Genomic DNA, 13,399 nt, shown 5'->3' on the forward strand with positions numbered 1-13,399 from the left:
GTTCCTCGGTCTTGCGCCGATCGTCGTCGCGCAGCAGAGGAAGCGCGTCAATCCTGCGTGCGGGGATGGTGGATGCTGGTGGCGGTGGTGGGGCCCTCGGGCGCGGGCAAGGACACGCTGATGGGGCTGGCGCGGGCGCGGCTCGCGGATGATCCGCGCTTCCGCTTCGTCACGCGCGCGATCACGCGCCCGGCGGAAGCGGGCGGAGAGGTGCATCGCGCGCTCGACGTCCCGGCCTTCGAGGCGGAGCGCGATGCCGGCGCCTTCGCCCTGTGGTGGCGCGCGCATGGGCTGCTCTACGGCATTCCGCGCGACATCGAGCACGACCTCGCGGAGCGGCGCGTGGTGGTGGCGAACCTCTCGCGCGGCGTGCTGGCGGAGGCCGCGATGCGCTATCGGCTGCGCGTGCTGCAGGTAACGGCGCCGGCCCGCGCGTTGGCTGCGCGGCTGGCAGCGCGTGGCCGGGAAAGCGCGGCCGACATCGCCGCGAGGCTGCGACGCGAAGCCGCGCTGCCCGCGGGCCTCGACATCGCGACGGTGATGAACGACGCGACGCCCGAGGAAGGTGCGGCGCGCGTCGTCGAGACGCTCAGCCGCGCAGCGGAAGACGCTCGGCGATCGTGAAGGGCGCGCCGGGCTCCGGCTGCACGAAGATCGAGATGGCCGCGACGCGCCGTGGCACGCCCGGTGTCTCGCCGAGATGCGCGGTGACCGCGGGGAGGATTGCCGCCTTCTCCTCCGGCTTCAGCCGGCGTGTCAGCGTGACGTGGAAGCGCCATTCCCCGAAGACGTAGGGGTAGCCCCAGCGCATCAGGTGGTCCCGCTGCGCCTCGCTCAGGCGCTCGGGGCGGCGTCGGGCGATCTCATCCTCCGACGGCGGCGCGCGGTGGGCATCGATCGCCTCGACACAGGCATCGGCGAGGGCATGGAGGGGCGGGCAGGGCTCCGTCTCCCGCAGCGCCAGGAAGCCGTCGAGGTCATGCACGGCGAGCGGCGGCATGTCGAAGGGCGCGAGGCGCGCGGCCAGCGCCGCCACGGCGCCGCGCGCCGCGCCGTAGCCATTGGCCAGCCGGAAGGGCGGCTTCAGCGTCGCGTGCAGCCCGTAGCCGCGCGGGTCGGCGGTCGCCTCGGCGATGTCGATCCCCGGCAGCGGCGGCTGCGGCAGCGCCTGCCCGGTCGCGGCATCGCGGCCGAGCCAGGCGCTGCCGCGCGCATGCAGCGGGTCATCCTCCTCGGGTGCCCAGTAGAGGGCCAGGCGATGCGGCGTCATGCGACGCGGCTGCCCTCGCGCCACACCCGGCGCACCACCGGAATGCCCTGCACCGGGCGCACCTGCACGAGGTCCGCGCGCAGCCCGGGCGCCAGCCGCCCGCGATCGGCGATCCGCGCCATGCGGGCGGGGCGGTCGGTGATCATGGCGACGGCGGCGGGCAGAGAGATGCCGGTCTCCTCCACCGTGCGCCAGGCGGCCTCGATCATCGAGGCCGGCACGTAGTCGGAGGCGAAGGCATCCGCCGCGCCGGCGCGCACGAGTTCGGCGGCCGAGACATTGCCGGAATGGCTGCCGCCGCGGACGATGTTCGGCGCGCCGGCGATCACCTCCACCTTCGCGTCGCGCGCCGCCTCGGCGGCCGCCATCGTCACCGGGAACTCGCTGATGGTGATGCCGTCAGCCAGGTTGCGCCGCACCTCCTCCGCGGTCTCGTCGTCATGGGAGGCGAGCGGCAGATCGCGATGGCGGATACGATCCATCAGCCAGGCGCGCTGAGGTTCACGCAGGCGTTCCCGCTGGTCGAGCAGGAAGGCGATGCGGTCCTCCACCTGCTCCACCGTCATCTGCGTCTGCTTGCGGCGCATGGCGACGTAGCGCGGGATGTCGCGGTACTGGCCGACGCCCGGGGAGTGGTCCATCAGGCTGACCATGCGCACGCGCGGATGATCGGCGACCGGGTCCATCGCCGGCTTCATGTCGGGCGCCGGCAATTCGCAGCGCAGATGCAGGAAGTGCTCGGAGCGCAGCACGCCGGTGTCGGCGAGCGCATCGAGGTCGGCGACACCGTCGAGGAAGGTCTGCCCGCGCCCCTGGTCGAAGCCGAGGTCGCCGAGGCAGAGCGCGTCGAACACCGTGGTCACGCCGGCGGCGGCGCATTGCGCATCATGCGCGATCATCGCCGAGCGCGACGGCCAGCGCGCATTCTGCCGCGGCTGCACCTGGCGTTCGAGGTTGTCGGTGTGCACGTCCACGACACCCGGGATCAGATGGTCGCCGTCCAGGTCGCGAGCGGCGGCGACATGGCTGCGGCCCGTCTGCACATCCGCGATGCGGCCGTCGCGGATCACCAGCGTGCCGTGGATCGTCTCCTGAGGCAGGACGAGGAGGGCATTGGTCAGGATGGTCTCGGCGGTCATGCGGCGTCCTGCTGGGGGAGCACGTCGAAAAGGCGGTCGGCCACCGCCTCGCGCACCTCGGCATCGTGGAAGATGCCGACGATGGCGGTGCCTTGTGCCTTGGCTTCGTTGATCAGGGCAACCACGATGGCGCGGTTGGCGGCGTCGAGGCTGGCAGTGGGTTCGTCCAGCAGCAGCACGGGGTAGCCGGGGGCGAAGCCGCGGGCGAGGTTCACCCGCTGCTGCTCGCCGCCCGAGAAGGTGGCGGGCGGCAGGCCGTGCAGCCGGTCGGGCAGGTTCAGCCGGCGCAGCAGGGCGGTGGCGCGCGCCAGCGCCTCCTCGCGCGGCACGCCGCGGGCGATCATCGGCTCGGCGACGATGTCGCGCGTGGCGACGCGGGGAATGACGCGCAGGAACTGCGAGACATAGCCGAGCGTCTCCCGCCGCGCCTCGATCACCGCGCGCGGATCGGCGGTGGCGAGGTCGAGCTCCTCCCCGCGATGGCGCAGGAGGATGCGGCCCGTGCCCGCGCCGTAGTTGCCGTAGAGGCAGCGCATCAGCGTGGACTTGCCGGCGCCCGAGGGGCCCCAGAGCGCCACGCATTCGCCCCGTTGCACGGCGAGATCGACGCCGCCGAGCACCGGGATGCGCGTGCCGCCCTGCAGGTGCAGCGTGAAGGCCTTGGCGAGGCCCTCGGTCCGAAGCGCGGGGATCATGCGGCGAGCACCGAGGAGACGAGGAGTTGCGTATAGGGATGCTGCGGGTCGTCGAGCACGCGGTCGGTCAGCCCCTGTTCCACCACGCGCCCGCGCCGCATGACCAGGATGCGGTCGGCGAGCAGCCGTGCGGCGGCGATGTCATGCGTCACGATCAGCACCGACAGCCCGAGTTCCCGCGACAGGGAACGGATCAGGTCGAGCAGCCGCGCCTGCACCGAGACGTCGAGCCCGCCGGTCGGCTCGTCCATGAATACCAGGCGCGGGCGCGTGACCAGCGTGCGGGCGATCTGCAGCCGCTGCTGCATGCCGCCCGAGAAGGTGCGCGGCAGGTCGTCGATCCGCGCCGCATCCACCTCGACGCGGGCGAGCCAGGACAGCGCCTCCGTGCGGATGTTCCCGTAGTGGCGGGCGCCGACGGCCATCAGGCGTTCTCCGACATTGCCGCCGGCGGAGACGTTCAGCCGCAGCCCGTCACGCGGGTTCTGGTGCACGAAGCCCCATTCGGTGCGCATCAGGCGGCGGCGCGCCGCCTCGCCCATCGCGTGCACGTCCTGGCCGAGCCAGCGCACCGTGCCGGCATCCGGCGACATCAGGCCGGACAGCACGCGCAGCAGCGTGGTCTTGCCGGAGCCGGACTCGCCGACGATGGCGACGACCTCGCCCTCGGCGACGTCGATCGCGACGTCGAGCAGCGCGGGGATGGCCCCGAAGCGGAGCGTCAGCCCCTCGGCGGTGAGCAGGGGGGTGGTCATTCGGCGGCCTCCCTCGACGCCGCGGCATCCTGGCGCTCGGTGCAGAAATCGGTGTCGGAGCAGACGAACATCCGCCCGCCGGCGTCGTCGGTGATCACCTCGTCCAGATAGGTGTCCGTGCTGCCGCAGAAGGCGCAGGCATGCGGCGCGCGGATCGGGCGGAAGGGATGGTCCTCGAAATCCAGGCTGCGGACTTCGGTATAGGGCGGGATGGCGTAGATGCGCTTCTCCCGGCCCGCGCCGAACAATTGCAGCGCCGCCATGCGGTGCATCTTCGGATTGTCGAAGGCCGGGATGGGGGAGGGCGACATCAGGTAGCGCCCGTTCACCATCACCGGATAGTCGTAGGCCTTGGCGATGTGGCCGAGCCGCGCGATGTCCTCATAGAGCCGCACATGCATCAGCCCGTAGTCGGCCAGCGCATGCAGCCGCTTCGTCTCGGCGCGGCGGGGCTCCAGCTTGAACAGCGGCTCCGGCTGGGGGACCTGGTAGACCATGATCTGGTCCTCCCGCAGCGTCCGTTCCGGGATGCGGTGGCGCGTCTGGATGACGCTGGCCTCGGCCGTGCGCTCGGTCGTCGCCACGCCGGCGACGCGGCGGAAGAAGCGGCGGATCGAGATGGCGTTGGTGGTGTCGTCCGATCCCTGGTCGATCACCTTCAGCGTGTCGGCCGGCCCGAGGATCGAGGCCGTCACCTGGATGCCGCCGGTGCCCCAGCCATAGGGCAGCGGCATCTCGCGCGCACCGAAGGGGATCTGGTGGCCGGGGATGGCGACCGCCTTGAGGATGGCGCGGCGGATCATCCGCTTCGTCGCCTCGTCCAGGTAGGCGAAGTTGTAGCCTTCCATCATCGTGCCTTCGTTCGGGCGCGACCGGTTCAGGTGTCCGCGTCCCTCGGCGCTCCGGTCATCGGGCGTGCTCATTCCGCGGCCTCCGGCAGCGCCGCTTCCGCCGTGCGGCGGATGCTGCGCAGGTTCTCCAGCTCCGATTGGAAGTCGACGTAGTGCGGCAGCTTCAGGTGCTCGACGAAGCCGGTCGCCTCGATGTTGTCGGAGTGATACAGCACGAATTCCTCGTCCTGCGCCGGGGCGGTGATGTCCTCCCCGAGCTCCCGCGCGCGCAGGCCGCGATCGACCAGGGACATCGCCATGGCGCGGCGTTCCCCGTGGCCGAAGACCAGGCCGTAGCCGCGGGTGAACTGCGCCGGCTCGGTGCGGCTGCCCTTGAACTGGTTGACCATCTGGCATTCGGTGATGCCGATCTCGCCCAACTCGATGGGGAAGCCGAGTTCCGGCGGGGTGAATTCCACCGTCACATGCCCGACGCGGATCTCGCCGACGAAGGGGTGCGCATTGCCGTAGCCGCGCTGCGTGGAATAGCCGAGGGCGAGCAGGAAGCCCTCATCCCCGCGCGCCAGGTTCTGCAGCCGCACCGGCCGCTCGGCGGGGAAGGCGAGGGGCTGGCGCGTCAGGTCGCCGGGCTCCTCCTCGGCCAACGCCTCGCGCTGCATCAACCCCTCGCGCGCCAGCAGCTCCGTCACGCGCGGCACCTCGGCGGCCGGCGCGGGCATCTCCGGCGCGACGGCGCGATCCTCGCCTTCCGCCGCCAGCGCGAAATCCAGCAGCCGGTGCGTGTAGTCGAAGGTCGGCCCCAGCACCTGCCCGCCGGGCAGATCCTTGTAGGTCGCGCTGATGCGCCGGCGCAGGCGCATGCGCGTGGTGTCGAGCGGCTCGCTCGCGCCGAAGCGCGGCAGGGTGGTGCGGTAGGCGCGCAGCAGGAAGGCGGCCTCGATCAGGTCGCCCTTGGCCTGCTTGATCGCCAGCGCGGCGAGGAAGCGGTCATGGCAGGACCCCTCCGCCATCACCCGGTCAACCGCGAGCGGCATCTGCTGCTCGATCTGCGCGATCGTCAGTTCGGGCACGGCGGGGTCGCCGCGCCGCGTCTCCTCCAGCCAGGCATGGGCGGCGCTGATCGCGCGTTCCCCGCCCTTGACCGCGACATACATGCTTCAGCCCTCCGCGATCATGACGCTGCGCGGTAGGGCGGCGAGCCGATCCCCCGCACAGAGGATGACATCGACGCCGCAGGGGAGGCCCGCGCGATTGGCGGCCCATGCCGCGACGAAGCCCGCGGGTGCACCGGTCACGCGCAGCCGGTGCTCGCGCTCGATGCCGGGGCCGGTGAGGTGCCAGCCCTCGCCTTCCTCCAGCGCTTCCACCTGCAGGACCAGGGTGGCGCCGCGCTGCGGTTCCTCCTCCGTGCCCTGGTCCAGCGCCGCCAGCGCCGGCGGCGCTGCCGTGGCGAGCGCGAAGGCGGCCGCGCCGGCAGCGGCGGCGACCGGGGCGCCGCAATGGAAGCGCAACCACGCCTCCGCCTCCGCCCCGGCATCGAGCCAAAGCGGCGTGTCGGCATCGGCGAGCGCCAGCAGCACCGCCGCGGCGGCCTGGTTCAGCGGTGCAGGCGGGGTCAGGGCGCTGCCCGCGCGCTGGATGCGGCCGGGGCGGCTCATCGCCTCCAGCACGGCTCGGAAGCAGGCCTGGGCGTCGAGGACGGGGTCGGCGAAGCCGGCGGTCAGCATGGTCATCGCGTCGTCTGCATGGCGAAGAAATCCACCCGGGTCGCGGCGGCCTTGCGCGCCTCGGCGTCGCGCGCCGCCTGCTGGCCGGCGGCCAGCGGCGCGATCACGCCCTCCATCAGCGCAGCGCGGCGCGCGGGGTCCTGCAAGGCGGCGTCGAGCAGCGCGGCGAGTTCCGCCTGCCGCTTGTCCCGTCCCGCAACATAGGCGTGGCCCACCGCCTCGCCGAGCCGCACGGAGCAGCGCGTCACGGTCATCTCGCCGAGGTTGAAGGGGCCGCCATCGCCGCCGGCGCGGCCGCGCACCATGACAAGGCCGGTTTCCGGCGCACGCAGGCGCTCGGGAGCGGGAAGCGAGGGCAGGCTGGCGAGCAGGCCGGCGATCTCGTCGGCGGAAGCGCGGGCGAGCACGGCCATCCAGTGGCGGCGCTCCTCGGTGTCGGCGGGTGTCATCGGGCTCATCGAATTTGTCTAGACAGTTAGACATCCGCCCGCCACAAAGTCCATGCGGATATCCCACGGACTTGCGCAGGCATGGTTGAAGTTTCGATGACAGGCGCGCCGCTGGCGCGCGGGCAGGGTGTGGCGCTGTGGCGCCAGATCGCGGCCATGATCGAGGGCGAGATCGCCCGCGGCGCCAAATCGGCCGGCGAACGCCTGCCGACCGAGGCGGTGCTGACCAGCCGCTTCGGGGTCAACCGCCACACCGTGCGCCGTGCGCTCGAGGATCTGGAGGCGCGCGGGCTGATCCGCGTCGAGCAGGGCCGCGGCGCCTTCGTCGCCGAGGACGTGGTCGACTACCGCCTCGGGCCCCGCACGCGCTTCTCGGAACTGGTGCGCGGGCAGAACCGGGAGCCCGCGGGCCGCATCCTGCGCATCTCCGAGATCCAGGCCGAGACGCAGCTTGCCGAGGCGCTCGGCATCCGCCGCGGCCGGCCGGTGCTGCGCATCGACCGGCTGGGCCTGGCGGATGGAAGGCCGGTGGTGCTCGGCGCGCATCACCTGCCGCTGCCGCGTTGCACGAAGGCGGCGGAGGCGCTGGAGACCAACGCCTCCATCACCGCCGCGCTCGAGGCCTGCGGCATTCCCGACTACCGTCGCCGTGCCTCCCGCATCACCGCCCGCCTGCCGACGCCGGAGGAGGCCGACCTGTTGCAGCAGTCGCGCTCGCGCCCGGTGCTCGTCGCGGAATCGCTGAACGTCGACCCGGCGGGGGAGCCGGTCGACTGGACCCAGGCGATCTACGCCGCGGGTCGCGTGCAACTCGTGGTGGAGCCCTGATCGCATGGATTGGCTACTGACCGGCGGCACTGTCCTCAGGGACGGCGCCATGGTGGAGGATGCGCTGGCCCTGACCGACGGCCGCGTGGCGGAGGCGCCCGACGCGCGTGCGATGCGCTTCGACGCCTCCGGCCTGCTGGTGCTGCCGGGGCTGGTGGACATCCATGGCGACGCGCATGAGCGGCAGCTCCAGCCGCGCCCGGGCGTCGACCTGCCAGCGGGCTTGGCGCTGCGCGATTCGGCGGCGCAGCTCCTCGCCTGCGGCATCACCACGGCCTATCTCGGCGTGACGCTGTCCTGGGAGCCGGGGCTGCGCTCGCGCGCCGCTTGGCGCGCGCTGAAGGCGGCGCTGCCCGAGGCGCGCGCGCGTTCCGCCACCGATCTGCGCGTGCATCTGCGATTCGAGGCGGACAATCTCGACGCGCTGGAGGATGCGCTGGACGGCATCGCCGATGGCAGCGTGCATCTGCTCGGCTTCAACGACCACACGCCGGCGATCGTGAAGAAGCTGCACGATCCGGTGCAGGTGGCGAAATACGCCGGCCGCGCGGGGATGAAGGCGGGGGATTTCCGCGGCCTCGCCGAATCGGTGATGGCGCGGCGCGAGGAGATCCCGGCCGCGCGCGAACGCCTCGCCGCCGCCGCGCGCGCTGCCGGCATTCCGCTGCTGAGCCATGACGACGCGACGCTCGACGACCGCGCGCATTACCGCGCCTACGGCGCCACCATCTGCGAATTCCCGATGGCCGAGGAGGTCGCGGCCGATGCCCGCGCCGCGGGGGAGCATGTGGTGATGGGGGCGCCCAACGTGGTGCGCGGGGGCAGCCATCTGGGCTGGGCCAGCGCGGCGCCGCTCGCCGAGCGCGGGCTCGTGACCGTGCTGGCCTCCGACTATGTCTGGCCGGCGATGCTGGAGGCGGCCTTCGCCATGGTCCGGCGCGGCGTGATGGACCTGCCGCGCGCCTGGGCGCTGGTTTCGGCGAATCCGGCCGAGGCCTGCGGGTTGGCCGATCGGGGGAGGCTCGCGCCCGGGCTGCGCGGCGACGTGGTGCTGGTGGACCCGGCGACACAGGCGCCGGTCGCGGTCTTCGCCGCCGGAGGGCTCGCCTGGCTCGCGCCGGGGGCGGTGCTGCGGCTGCGGCGCTGAGGCGGCGGCAACATACCGCCGAGCCTTGCCGATGACCTCATCGGAGAGGTTCAGCGGTACGGTGCGTGGGGCTGGCGGGGCGGCCGCGCGCGAAACCAGGACGCTGATGCCGGGTCAGCCGTAAGGCTGGCCGGTATCAGCCCTCCGGCGGGCATCGCCCGGGACCGATGCCCGCCGGATACCCACCACTGCTTCAGGATGATGCGGAAGTGTCCGTAACCGCCAGGAAAGCACGAACGCTGCCCAAGGCCGCTTCGATGCGGCCTCCGGGGCGATCCCGGACTGTGGCGGAGAAGGGCTTGGCTCCCCGAGTAGGACTCGAACCTACGACCTAGGGATTAACAGTCCCGCGCTCTACCAACTGAGCTATCGGGGAACGGAGCCGGGCGCCGCGTATAGTGCCGGGCGGCGCCTGTGTAAACCCATCCCGCGCAGTGGAGGTCCGGGGCGGAATTGAACCGCCGTAGCAGGTTTTGCAGACCTGTGCCTGACCACTCGGCCACCGGACCCTGCGCGGGCGCCCCATATCGTCTGCGCGCCGTCCCGGGTCAAGCGCCCGCTTGGCGCCCGCGCGCCGGCGGACCTATAAGGCCGCGAGGATCCTGCACGAGGCCGACAGAGATGGATTTCGCGGAAGCGCGCCGGCACATGGTGGACGGGCAGTTGCGGCCGAACCGGGTCGACGACCCGCGCATCGTCGCCGCCCTGCGCGAATTGCCGCGGGAACGCTTCGCGCCTGCCGCGCTTGCCGCCCGCGCCTATGCCGATGCCGACCTGCCGCTGCCCGGCGGGCGGGCCATGCTGAAGCCTCTGGTGATTGCCTGGCTGGTGCAGCTCGCTGCCCTCAAGCGCGGGGAGCGCGCCCTGGTGCTGTGCTCCGGCACGGGCTTCGGCGCGGCGCTGATGGCGGCGATGGGCGGAATCGTGACGGCGGTCGAGGACGACGCGGCGCTGCTCGGGATCGCCCGCGCCGCCCTGCCGGCGGCGGTGCCCGCGGGCAGCGTCACGCTGGTCGAGGCCGACCCGGCGCGCGGCCACGCCGCCGGCGCGCCCTACGACGTCATCATGATCGAGGGTGGTGTGGCCGAAGTGCCGCGCGCGATCGAGGAGCAGCTTGCCGAGGGCGGGCGTCTCGTCGCCATCCGCCTGGCCGGCGGGCCGCCCGGGCGCGCCGTGCTGGTGCGACGCGCGGGCGGGGCCTTCTCCGCCACGCAGGAATTCGATGCGCACGCGCCGATGCTGGCGGCCTTCGCAGCAACGCCCACCTTCGCCTTCTAGCCACGCATGCGGTGGCGGCCTGCCGCCACCGTGATGCTGCGGTCACACTTCTTTTCCGGGTCGGGCTGGCGTGCGGCTGTTGCGGTGCGTTAAGACTTTTGCCCGACACTCGCGGCGCGCCCCGGGCACTGGCCCGGCCGGTGCGGCCGACCGGCCAAACTGGGGAACGGCAGACGTGATGACGAGCCTGCGCAAGACCTTGCTGCTGACCGCCGCCCTGGCCCTGTTGCCCGCCACCGAAGGCTGGTCGCAGACGCTGCAGGAGGCGCTGGCCGCAGCCTATTCGAACAACCCGACCCTGCTCGCCGCGCGCGCCCAGCTGCGCGCGGTGGACGAGAACGTGCCCCAGGCGCTGGCCGGCTGGCGGCCGACCGTGGTGATCGCCGGCTCGGCAGGGTATTCGGATACGAGCCTGCGCAGCCAGCAGACCGTGACGGCCCAGCGCGACCAGTTCGGCAACCTGCTCAACCCGAGCACCGCGGGCCAGCCCTTTTCGCTCTACACGGATTCCCCGCGCGACACCGCGACCCTCCAGGCGACGGTGAGCCAGCCGGTCTACCGCGGCGGCCGCACCACGGCCTCAACCCGGCGCGCCGAGAACCAGGTCTATGGCCAGCGCGCACGGCTGCTCGCCACCGAACAGCAGGTGCTGCTCGATTCCGTCTCGGCCTATGTCGGCGTGATCCGCGACACCGAGGTGGTGCGGCTCAACGCCAACAACGTCGAGGTGCTGAACCGCCAGTTGCAGGCGACCAACGAGCGCTTCCGAGTCGGCGAGATCACCCGCACCGACGTCGCGCAGGCGGAATCGCGCCTGGCCGGCGCGCGCGCCTCGCTGCAGCAGGCGGAAGGCAATCTGCAGTCCTCCCGCGCCATCTTCGTCCGGCTGATCGGCATCGAACCCACGCGCGTGCAGGCGCCGCCGCCTCTGGTGCCGCCGGTGCGTTCCCAGCAGGATGCGGTGCGGATCGCTTCCGACAACAATCCCACCGTCGTCGCCGCCATGTTCGAGGAAGCCGCAGCGCGCGATTTCATCGACGTGCAGTTTTCCACTCTGCTGCCGCAAGTGTCGGTGAACGCCTCCGCCTTCCGGCTCGACAACCAGAACGCGCGCGGGGCACGGCAGACCGGCGCGCAGGTGACCGCGAACCTCAACGTGCCGCTCTACCAGGGTGGCGCGGAGCATGCGGCCGTGCGCCAGGCGCGCCAGCAGGCGCAGCAGGCGCGCCAGGCGGTGGCCGATGCGCGGCGCCTCGCCGCCCAGCAGGCGACCCAGACCTGGGAATCGTTGCGCACGGCCCGCGCCCAGGTGGAAAGCGTCCGCGCGCAGATCCGCGCACAGGAAATCGCGCTCGACGGCGTGCAGCGAGAGGCGATCGTCGGCAGCCGCACCACGCTCGACGTACTGAACGCCGAACAGGAACTGCTGAATGCCCGCGTCAACCTGGTGCAGGCCCTGGCGACGCTGATCAACGCCTCCTACCAGCTCACCGCCTCGATCGGGCGGCTGACGGCGCGCGACCTCGGCCTGCAGGTGCAACTCTACGACCCGCAGGCCTACTACAATGCGGTCCGCGACCGCTGGGTGGGCACGGGTGACTACTCCGAGGCCGCTGCGCAGCAGCCGCAGGGCTCGGTGGTGGTCCAGACGCTGCCTCCCGCCGCGCCGGCACCGGCACGGCGCGGCCCGTGAGCGGTACCCCGCAACCTCCGGCCAGCCCTTCCCCAGGATTGGCCAACGATCAGTCGATGGAGGACATCCTTGCCTCCATCCGGCGTATCCTGAACGAGGACGAGGTCACGTCGGCCCCGACGCCGGGTGGACCGGATGCGGCCCCGGTGGGGGATGAACCTCTGGTCCTGACGGAGGAGATGATGGTCGCCGCCCCCGACGAACCGGAGCCTCCGGCGGCCGCTCCGGCGGCAGGCCAGCCGCCCCTCCCCGATGAGGTGCCGGTCTCCGAACCGACGCCCGTCCTGGCCGAGTCGCCAGCGGCCGACGCCCTCCTCGCGCCTGCCGCAGCAGCGGCCGCGACGGCGGCGGTCGGGCAGTTGCTGCGCGCGGTCAGCAGCGAGCGCGGCGCTGCCGTCACCCGCGGCGGTCCCTCCATCGAGGATGTCGTGCGGGAGGAACTCCGCCCCCTGCTGAAGGACTGGCTGGACCAGCACCTCCCCGGCATCGTCGAGCGGCTGGTCCGCGCCGAGATCGAGCGGGTGGCCGGACGCGCCCTGTCCTGACGCGCCCGCCGCCCGGGTCAGTCCGGGCGGATGTTGTTGTCGCGGACCACCCGGCCCCAGATGTCCATCTGGGTGTCGAGGAATGCGCCGAAGGCCTCGGGCGTCGAGCCGACGATGTCGATGCCGAGCGGGCCCGACAGCCGCGCGCGCACCTCCGGCACGGCCAGCGCCTTGGCGAGCGCGGCATGGAAGCGCGCCAGGATCGGCGCCGGCGTGCCGGCGCGGCCGATCGCCGCCCACCAGGCGAGGGAATCGATCCCCGGTATGCCGGATTCGGCCACCGTCGGCAGATCCGGAAACAACGGCGAGCGGCGCCCGCCGGTCTGCGCCAGCGGCCGCAGCGTCTGGCCGACCTGGCCGCCGAGGCCGGCATTGGTCGCCATCGGCATGTCCAGCTCCCCGGCGGCGGCGGCCGCGCTCATCGGCCCGCCGCCGCGATAGGGCACGTGGACCACGCGGAAATCGCCCTGCTGCTGCATCAGCGACATGGTCAGGTGCGCCAGGCTGCCATTGCCGATGGAGCCGTAGGTCAGGGTGTCCGGCCGTGCCTTCGCCGCCGCGATCACGTCCTGCAGGTTCCTCCAGGGGCGGGAATTGTGGGTGGTGATGAGCATGGGAGAGGTCCCGACCAGCATCACCGGGACCAGGTCCCGCCTGGTGTCGAAGCCGGGGTTGCTGATCAGCGCGGGGTTCACCGCATGGGTGTCGAACACCATGGCCCAGCTGTTACCGTCGGCCTGGCTGCGCGCCAGGACGGCGGTGCCGATGGCGCCGGAGGCGCCGGGGCGGTTCTCGATCACCACCGGAACGCCGAGATCCGCCGCGAGATGGGGCTGCAGCAGGCGACAGATGGTGTCCACCGACCCGCCGGGCGGGAAGGGGGCGATGATGCGGATCGGCCCGTTCGGCCAGGGCGCCTGGGCAAGCGCAGGGCGGGCCAGGGCGGCCGCGGGCAGGGCCAGGAGCGGGCGGCGGAAAAGGGTCATGGACGGTTCCTCCTGCTGCCGCCGCCATAGCCCGGC

At 72.5% G+C, this 13,399-nt stretch carries 15 protein-coding genes and 2 tRNA genes; 6 read left to right on the forward strand and 11 right to left on the reverse strand.

Going from position 1 to position 13,399, the window contains the following annotated elements:
• The first annotated feature begins 57 nt into the window (after nucleotides 1-57).
• Nucleotides 58-624: a phosphonate metabolism protein/1,5-bisphosphokinase (PRPP-forming) PhnN gene (phnN, locus tag GXW74_RS14180; protein WP_338148236.1), complete on the forward strand. Its 567-nt coding sequence runs from the start codon at nucleotides 58-60 to the stop codon at nucleotides 622-624.
• Here the strand turns inward: phnN and GXW74_RS14185 are convergent.
• The 8 genes from GXW74_RS14185 to phnG all read right to left on the reverse strand — a co-directional run bounded on the left by GXW74_RS14185 (nucleotide 590) and on the right by phnG (nucleotide 6,886).
• Nucleotides 590-1,270 (reverse strand): DUF1045 domain-containing protein, encoded by a 681-nt coding sequence (locus GXW74_RS14185; RefSeq protein ID WP_211847174.1) that lies wholly within the window; start codon nucleotides 1,268-1,270, stop codon nucleotides 590-592. The genes phnN and GXW74_RS14185 overlap by 35 nt on opposite strands.
• Entirely contained in the window at nucleotides 1,267-2,409 is a 1,143-nt protein-coding gene (locus GXW74_RS14190; RefSeq protein ID WP_211847175.1) for an alpha-D-ribose 1-methylphosphonate 5-triphosphate diphosphatase, read from the reverse strand. Before GXW74_RS14190 ends, GXW74_RS14185 begins: the two co-directional genes overlap by 4 nt.
• On the reverse strand, nucleotides 2,406-3,104 hold the full coding sequence (phnL, locus tag GXW74_RS14195) for a phosphonate C-P lyase system protein PhnL (protein WP_211847176.1): 699 nt from the start codon (nucleotides 3,102-3,104) through the stop codon (nucleotides 2,406-2,408). Before phnL ends, GXW74_RS14190 begins: the two co-directional genes overlap by 4 nt.
• On the reverse strand, nucleotides 3,101-3,859 hold the full coding sequence (gene phnK, locus GXW74_RS14200; protein WP_211847177.1) for a phosphonate C-P lyase system protein PhnK: 759 nt from the start codon (nucleotides 3,857-3,859) through the stop codon (nucleotides 3,101-3,103). Before phnK ends, phnL begins: the two co-directional genes overlap by 4 nt.
• Nucleotides 3,856-4,707 (reverse strand): alpha-D-ribose 1-methylphosphonate 5-phosphate C-P-lyase PhnJ, encoded by an 852-nt coding sequence (locus GXW74_RS14205; protein ID WP_211847275.1) that lies wholly within the window; start codon nucleotides 4,705-4,707, stop codon nucleotides 3,856-3,858. Before GXW74_RS14205 ends, phnK begins: the two co-directional genes overlap by 4 nt.
• Nucleotides 4,708-4,778: 71 nt before the next feature.
• The gene (locus GXW74_RS14210; protein WP_211847178.1) at nucleotides 4,779-5,864 is read right to left on the reverse strand and encodes a carbon-phosphorus lyase complex subunit PhnI; all 1,086 of its coding nucleotides are present in this window, start codon (nucleotides 5,862-5,864) and stop codon (nucleotides 4,779-4,781) included.
• A gap of 3 nt (nucleotides 5,865-5,867) precedes the next feature.
• Nucleotides 5,868-6,443, reverse strand: coding sequence for a phosphonate C-P lyase system protein PhnH (gene phnH, locus GXW74_RS14215; RefSeq protein ID WP_211847179.1), 576 nt, complete (start codon nucleotides 6,441-6,443; stop codon nucleotides 5,868-5,870).
• Nucleotides 6,440-6,886 (reverse strand): phosphonate C-P lyase system protein PhnG, encoded by a 447-nt coding sequence (phnG, locus tag GXW74_RS14220; RefSeq protein WP_211847180.1) that lies wholly within the window; start codon nucleotides 6,884-6,886, stop codon nucleotides 6,440-6,442. Before phnG ends, phnH begins: the two co-directional genes overlap by 4 nt.
• A gap of 96 nt (nucleotides 6,887-6,982) precedes the next feature.
• Between phnG and phnF the strand changes: the two genes are divergently transcribed.
• Together phnF and GXW74_RS14230 are read left to right on the forward strand one after the other, a co-directional pair.
• Entirely contained in the window at nucleotides 6,983-7,714 is a 732-nt protein-coding gene (phnF, locus tag GXW74_RS14225; RefSeq protein ID WP_246523349.1) for a phosphonate metabolism transcriptional regulator PhnF, read from the forward strand.
• A gap of 4 nt (nucleotides 7,715-7,718) precedes the next feature.
• Nucleotides 7,719-8,861 carry an alpha-D-ribose 1-methylphosphonate 5-triphosphate diphosphatase gene (locus GXW74_RS14230; RefSeq protein ID WP_211847182.1) on the forward strand — a complete coding sequence of 381 codons (1,143 nt, stop codon included), beginning with the start codon at nucleotides 7,719-7,721 and terminating at the stop codon, nucleotides 8,859-8,861.
• Between the two features lie 300 nt (nucleotides 8,862-9,161).
• Here the strand turns inward: GXW74_RS14230 and GXW74_RS14235 are convergent.
• Both GXW74_RS14235 and GXW74_RS14240 read right to left on the reverse strand, forming a co-directional pair.
• Nucleotides 9,162-9,237: transfer RNA gene (locus GXW74_RS14235), tRNA-Asn, on the reverse strand.
• 59 nt (nucleotides 9,238-9,296) lie between these two features.
• Nucleotides 9,297-9,370: transfer RNA gene (locus GXW74_RS14240), tRNA-Cys, on the reverse strand.
• A gap of 112 nt (nucleotides 9,371-9,482) precedes the next feature.
• Between GXW74_RS14240 and GXW74_RS14245 the strand changes: the two genes are divergently transcribed.
• From GXW74_RS14245 to GXW74_RS14255, 3 genes are all read left to right on the forward strand, one after another.
• Nucleotides 9,483-10,139, forward strand: coding sequence for a protein-L-isoaspartate O-methyltransferase family protein (locus GXW74_RS14245; protein ID WP_211847183.1), 657 nt, complete (start codon nucleotides 9,483-9,485; stop codon nucleotides 10,137-10,139).
• Between the two features lie 178 nt (nucleotides 10,140-10,317).
• Entirely contained in the window at nucleotides 10,318-11,832 is a 1,515-nt protein-coding gene (locus GXW74_RS14250) for a TolC family outer membrane protein (protein WP_211847184.1), read from the forward strand.
• A gap of 56 nt (nucleotides 11,833-11,888) precedes the next feature.
• Nucleotides 11,889-12,377 (forward strand): DUF2497 domain-containing protein, encoded by a 489-nt coding sequence (locus tag GXW74_RS14255; protein ID WP_211847185.1) that lies wholly within the window; start codon nucleotides 11,889-11,891, stop codon nucleotides 12,375-12,377.
• 17 nt (nucleotides 12,378-12,394) lie between these two features.
• On the opposite strand, the gene GXW74_RS14260 is transcribed toward GXW74_RS14255, so the two are convergent.
• Nucleotides 12,395-13,363, reverse strand: a complete 969-nt coding sequence (locus GXW74_RS14260; RefSeq protein WP_211847186.1) for a tripartite tricarboxylate transporter substrate binding protein — start codon at nucleotides 13,361-13,363, stop codon at nucleotides 12,395-12,397.
• Nucleotides 13,364-13,399 lie beyond the last annotated feature (36 nt).

Source organism: Neoroseomonas eburnea (assembly GCF_018129005.1).
Lineage (GTDB): Bacteria > Pseudomonadota > Alphaproteobacteria > Acetobacterales > Acetobacteraceae > Neoroseomonas > Neoroseomonas eburnea.

What these genes read in the sequence shown, in the direction of transcription:
- phnF (WP_246523349.1), top strand. Translation starts at nt 6,983, where the DNA reads ATGACAGGCGCGCCGCTGGCGCGCGGGCAGGGTGTGGCGCTGTGGCGC.
- GXW74_RS14190 (WP_211847175.1), bottom strand. Translation starts at nt 2,409, where the DNA reads ATGACCGCCGAGACCATCCTGACCAATGCCCTCCTCGTCCTGCCTCAG.
- GXW74_RS14255 (WP_211847185.1), top strand. Translation starts at nt 11,889, where the DNA reads ATGGAGGACATCCTTGCCTCCATCCGGCGTATCCTGAACGAGGACGAG.
- GXW74_RS14260 (WP_211847186.1), bottom strand. Translation starts at nt 13,363, where the DNA reads ATGACCCTTTTCCGCCGCCCGCTCCTGGCCCTGCCCGCGGCCGCCCTG.
- GXW74_RS14230 (WP_211847182.1), top strand. Translation starts at nt 7,719, where the DNA reads ATGGATTGGCTACTGACCGGCGGCACTGTCCTCAGGGACGGCGCCATG.
- phnG (WP_211847180.1), bottom strand. Translation starts at nt 6,886, where the DNA reads ATGACACCCGCCGACACCGAGGAGCGCCGCCACTGGATGGCCGTGCTC.
- GXW74_RS14210 (WP_211847178.1), bottom strand. Translation starts at nt 5,864, where the DNA reads ATGTATGTCGCGGTCAAGGGCGGGGAACGCGCGATCAGCGCCGCCCAT.
- GXW74_RS14205 (WP_211847275.1), bottom strand. Translation starts at nt 4,707, where the DNA reads ATGGAAGGCTACAACTTCGCCTACCTGGACGAGGCGACGAAGCGGATG.
- GXW74_RS14185 (WP_211847174.1), bottom strand. Translation starts at nt 1,270, where the DNA reads ATGACGCCGCATCGCCTGGCCCTCTACTGGGCACCCGAGGAGGATGAC.
- phnK (WP_211847177.1), bottom strand. Translation starts at nt 3,859, where the DNA reads ATGACCACCCCCCTGCTCACCGCCGAGGGGCTGACGCTCCGCTTCGGG.
- phnH (WP_211847179.1), bottom strand. Translation starts at nt 6,443, where the DNA reads ATGACCATGCTGACCGCCGGCTTCGCCGACCCCGTCCTCGACGCCCAG.
- GXW74_RS14250 (WP_211847184.1), top strand. Translation starts at nt 10,318, where the DNA reads ATGACGAGCCTGCGCAAGACCTTGCTGCTGACCGCCGCCCTGGCCCTG.
- GXW74_RS14245 (WP_211847183.1), top strand. Translation starts at nt 9,483, where the DNA reads ATGGATTTCGCGGAAGCGCGCCGGCACATGGTGGACGGGCAGTTGCGG.
- phnL (WP_211847176.1), bottom strand. Translation starts at nt 3,104, where the DNA reads ATGATCCCCGCGCTTCGGACCGAGGGCCTCGCCAAGGCCTTCACGCTG.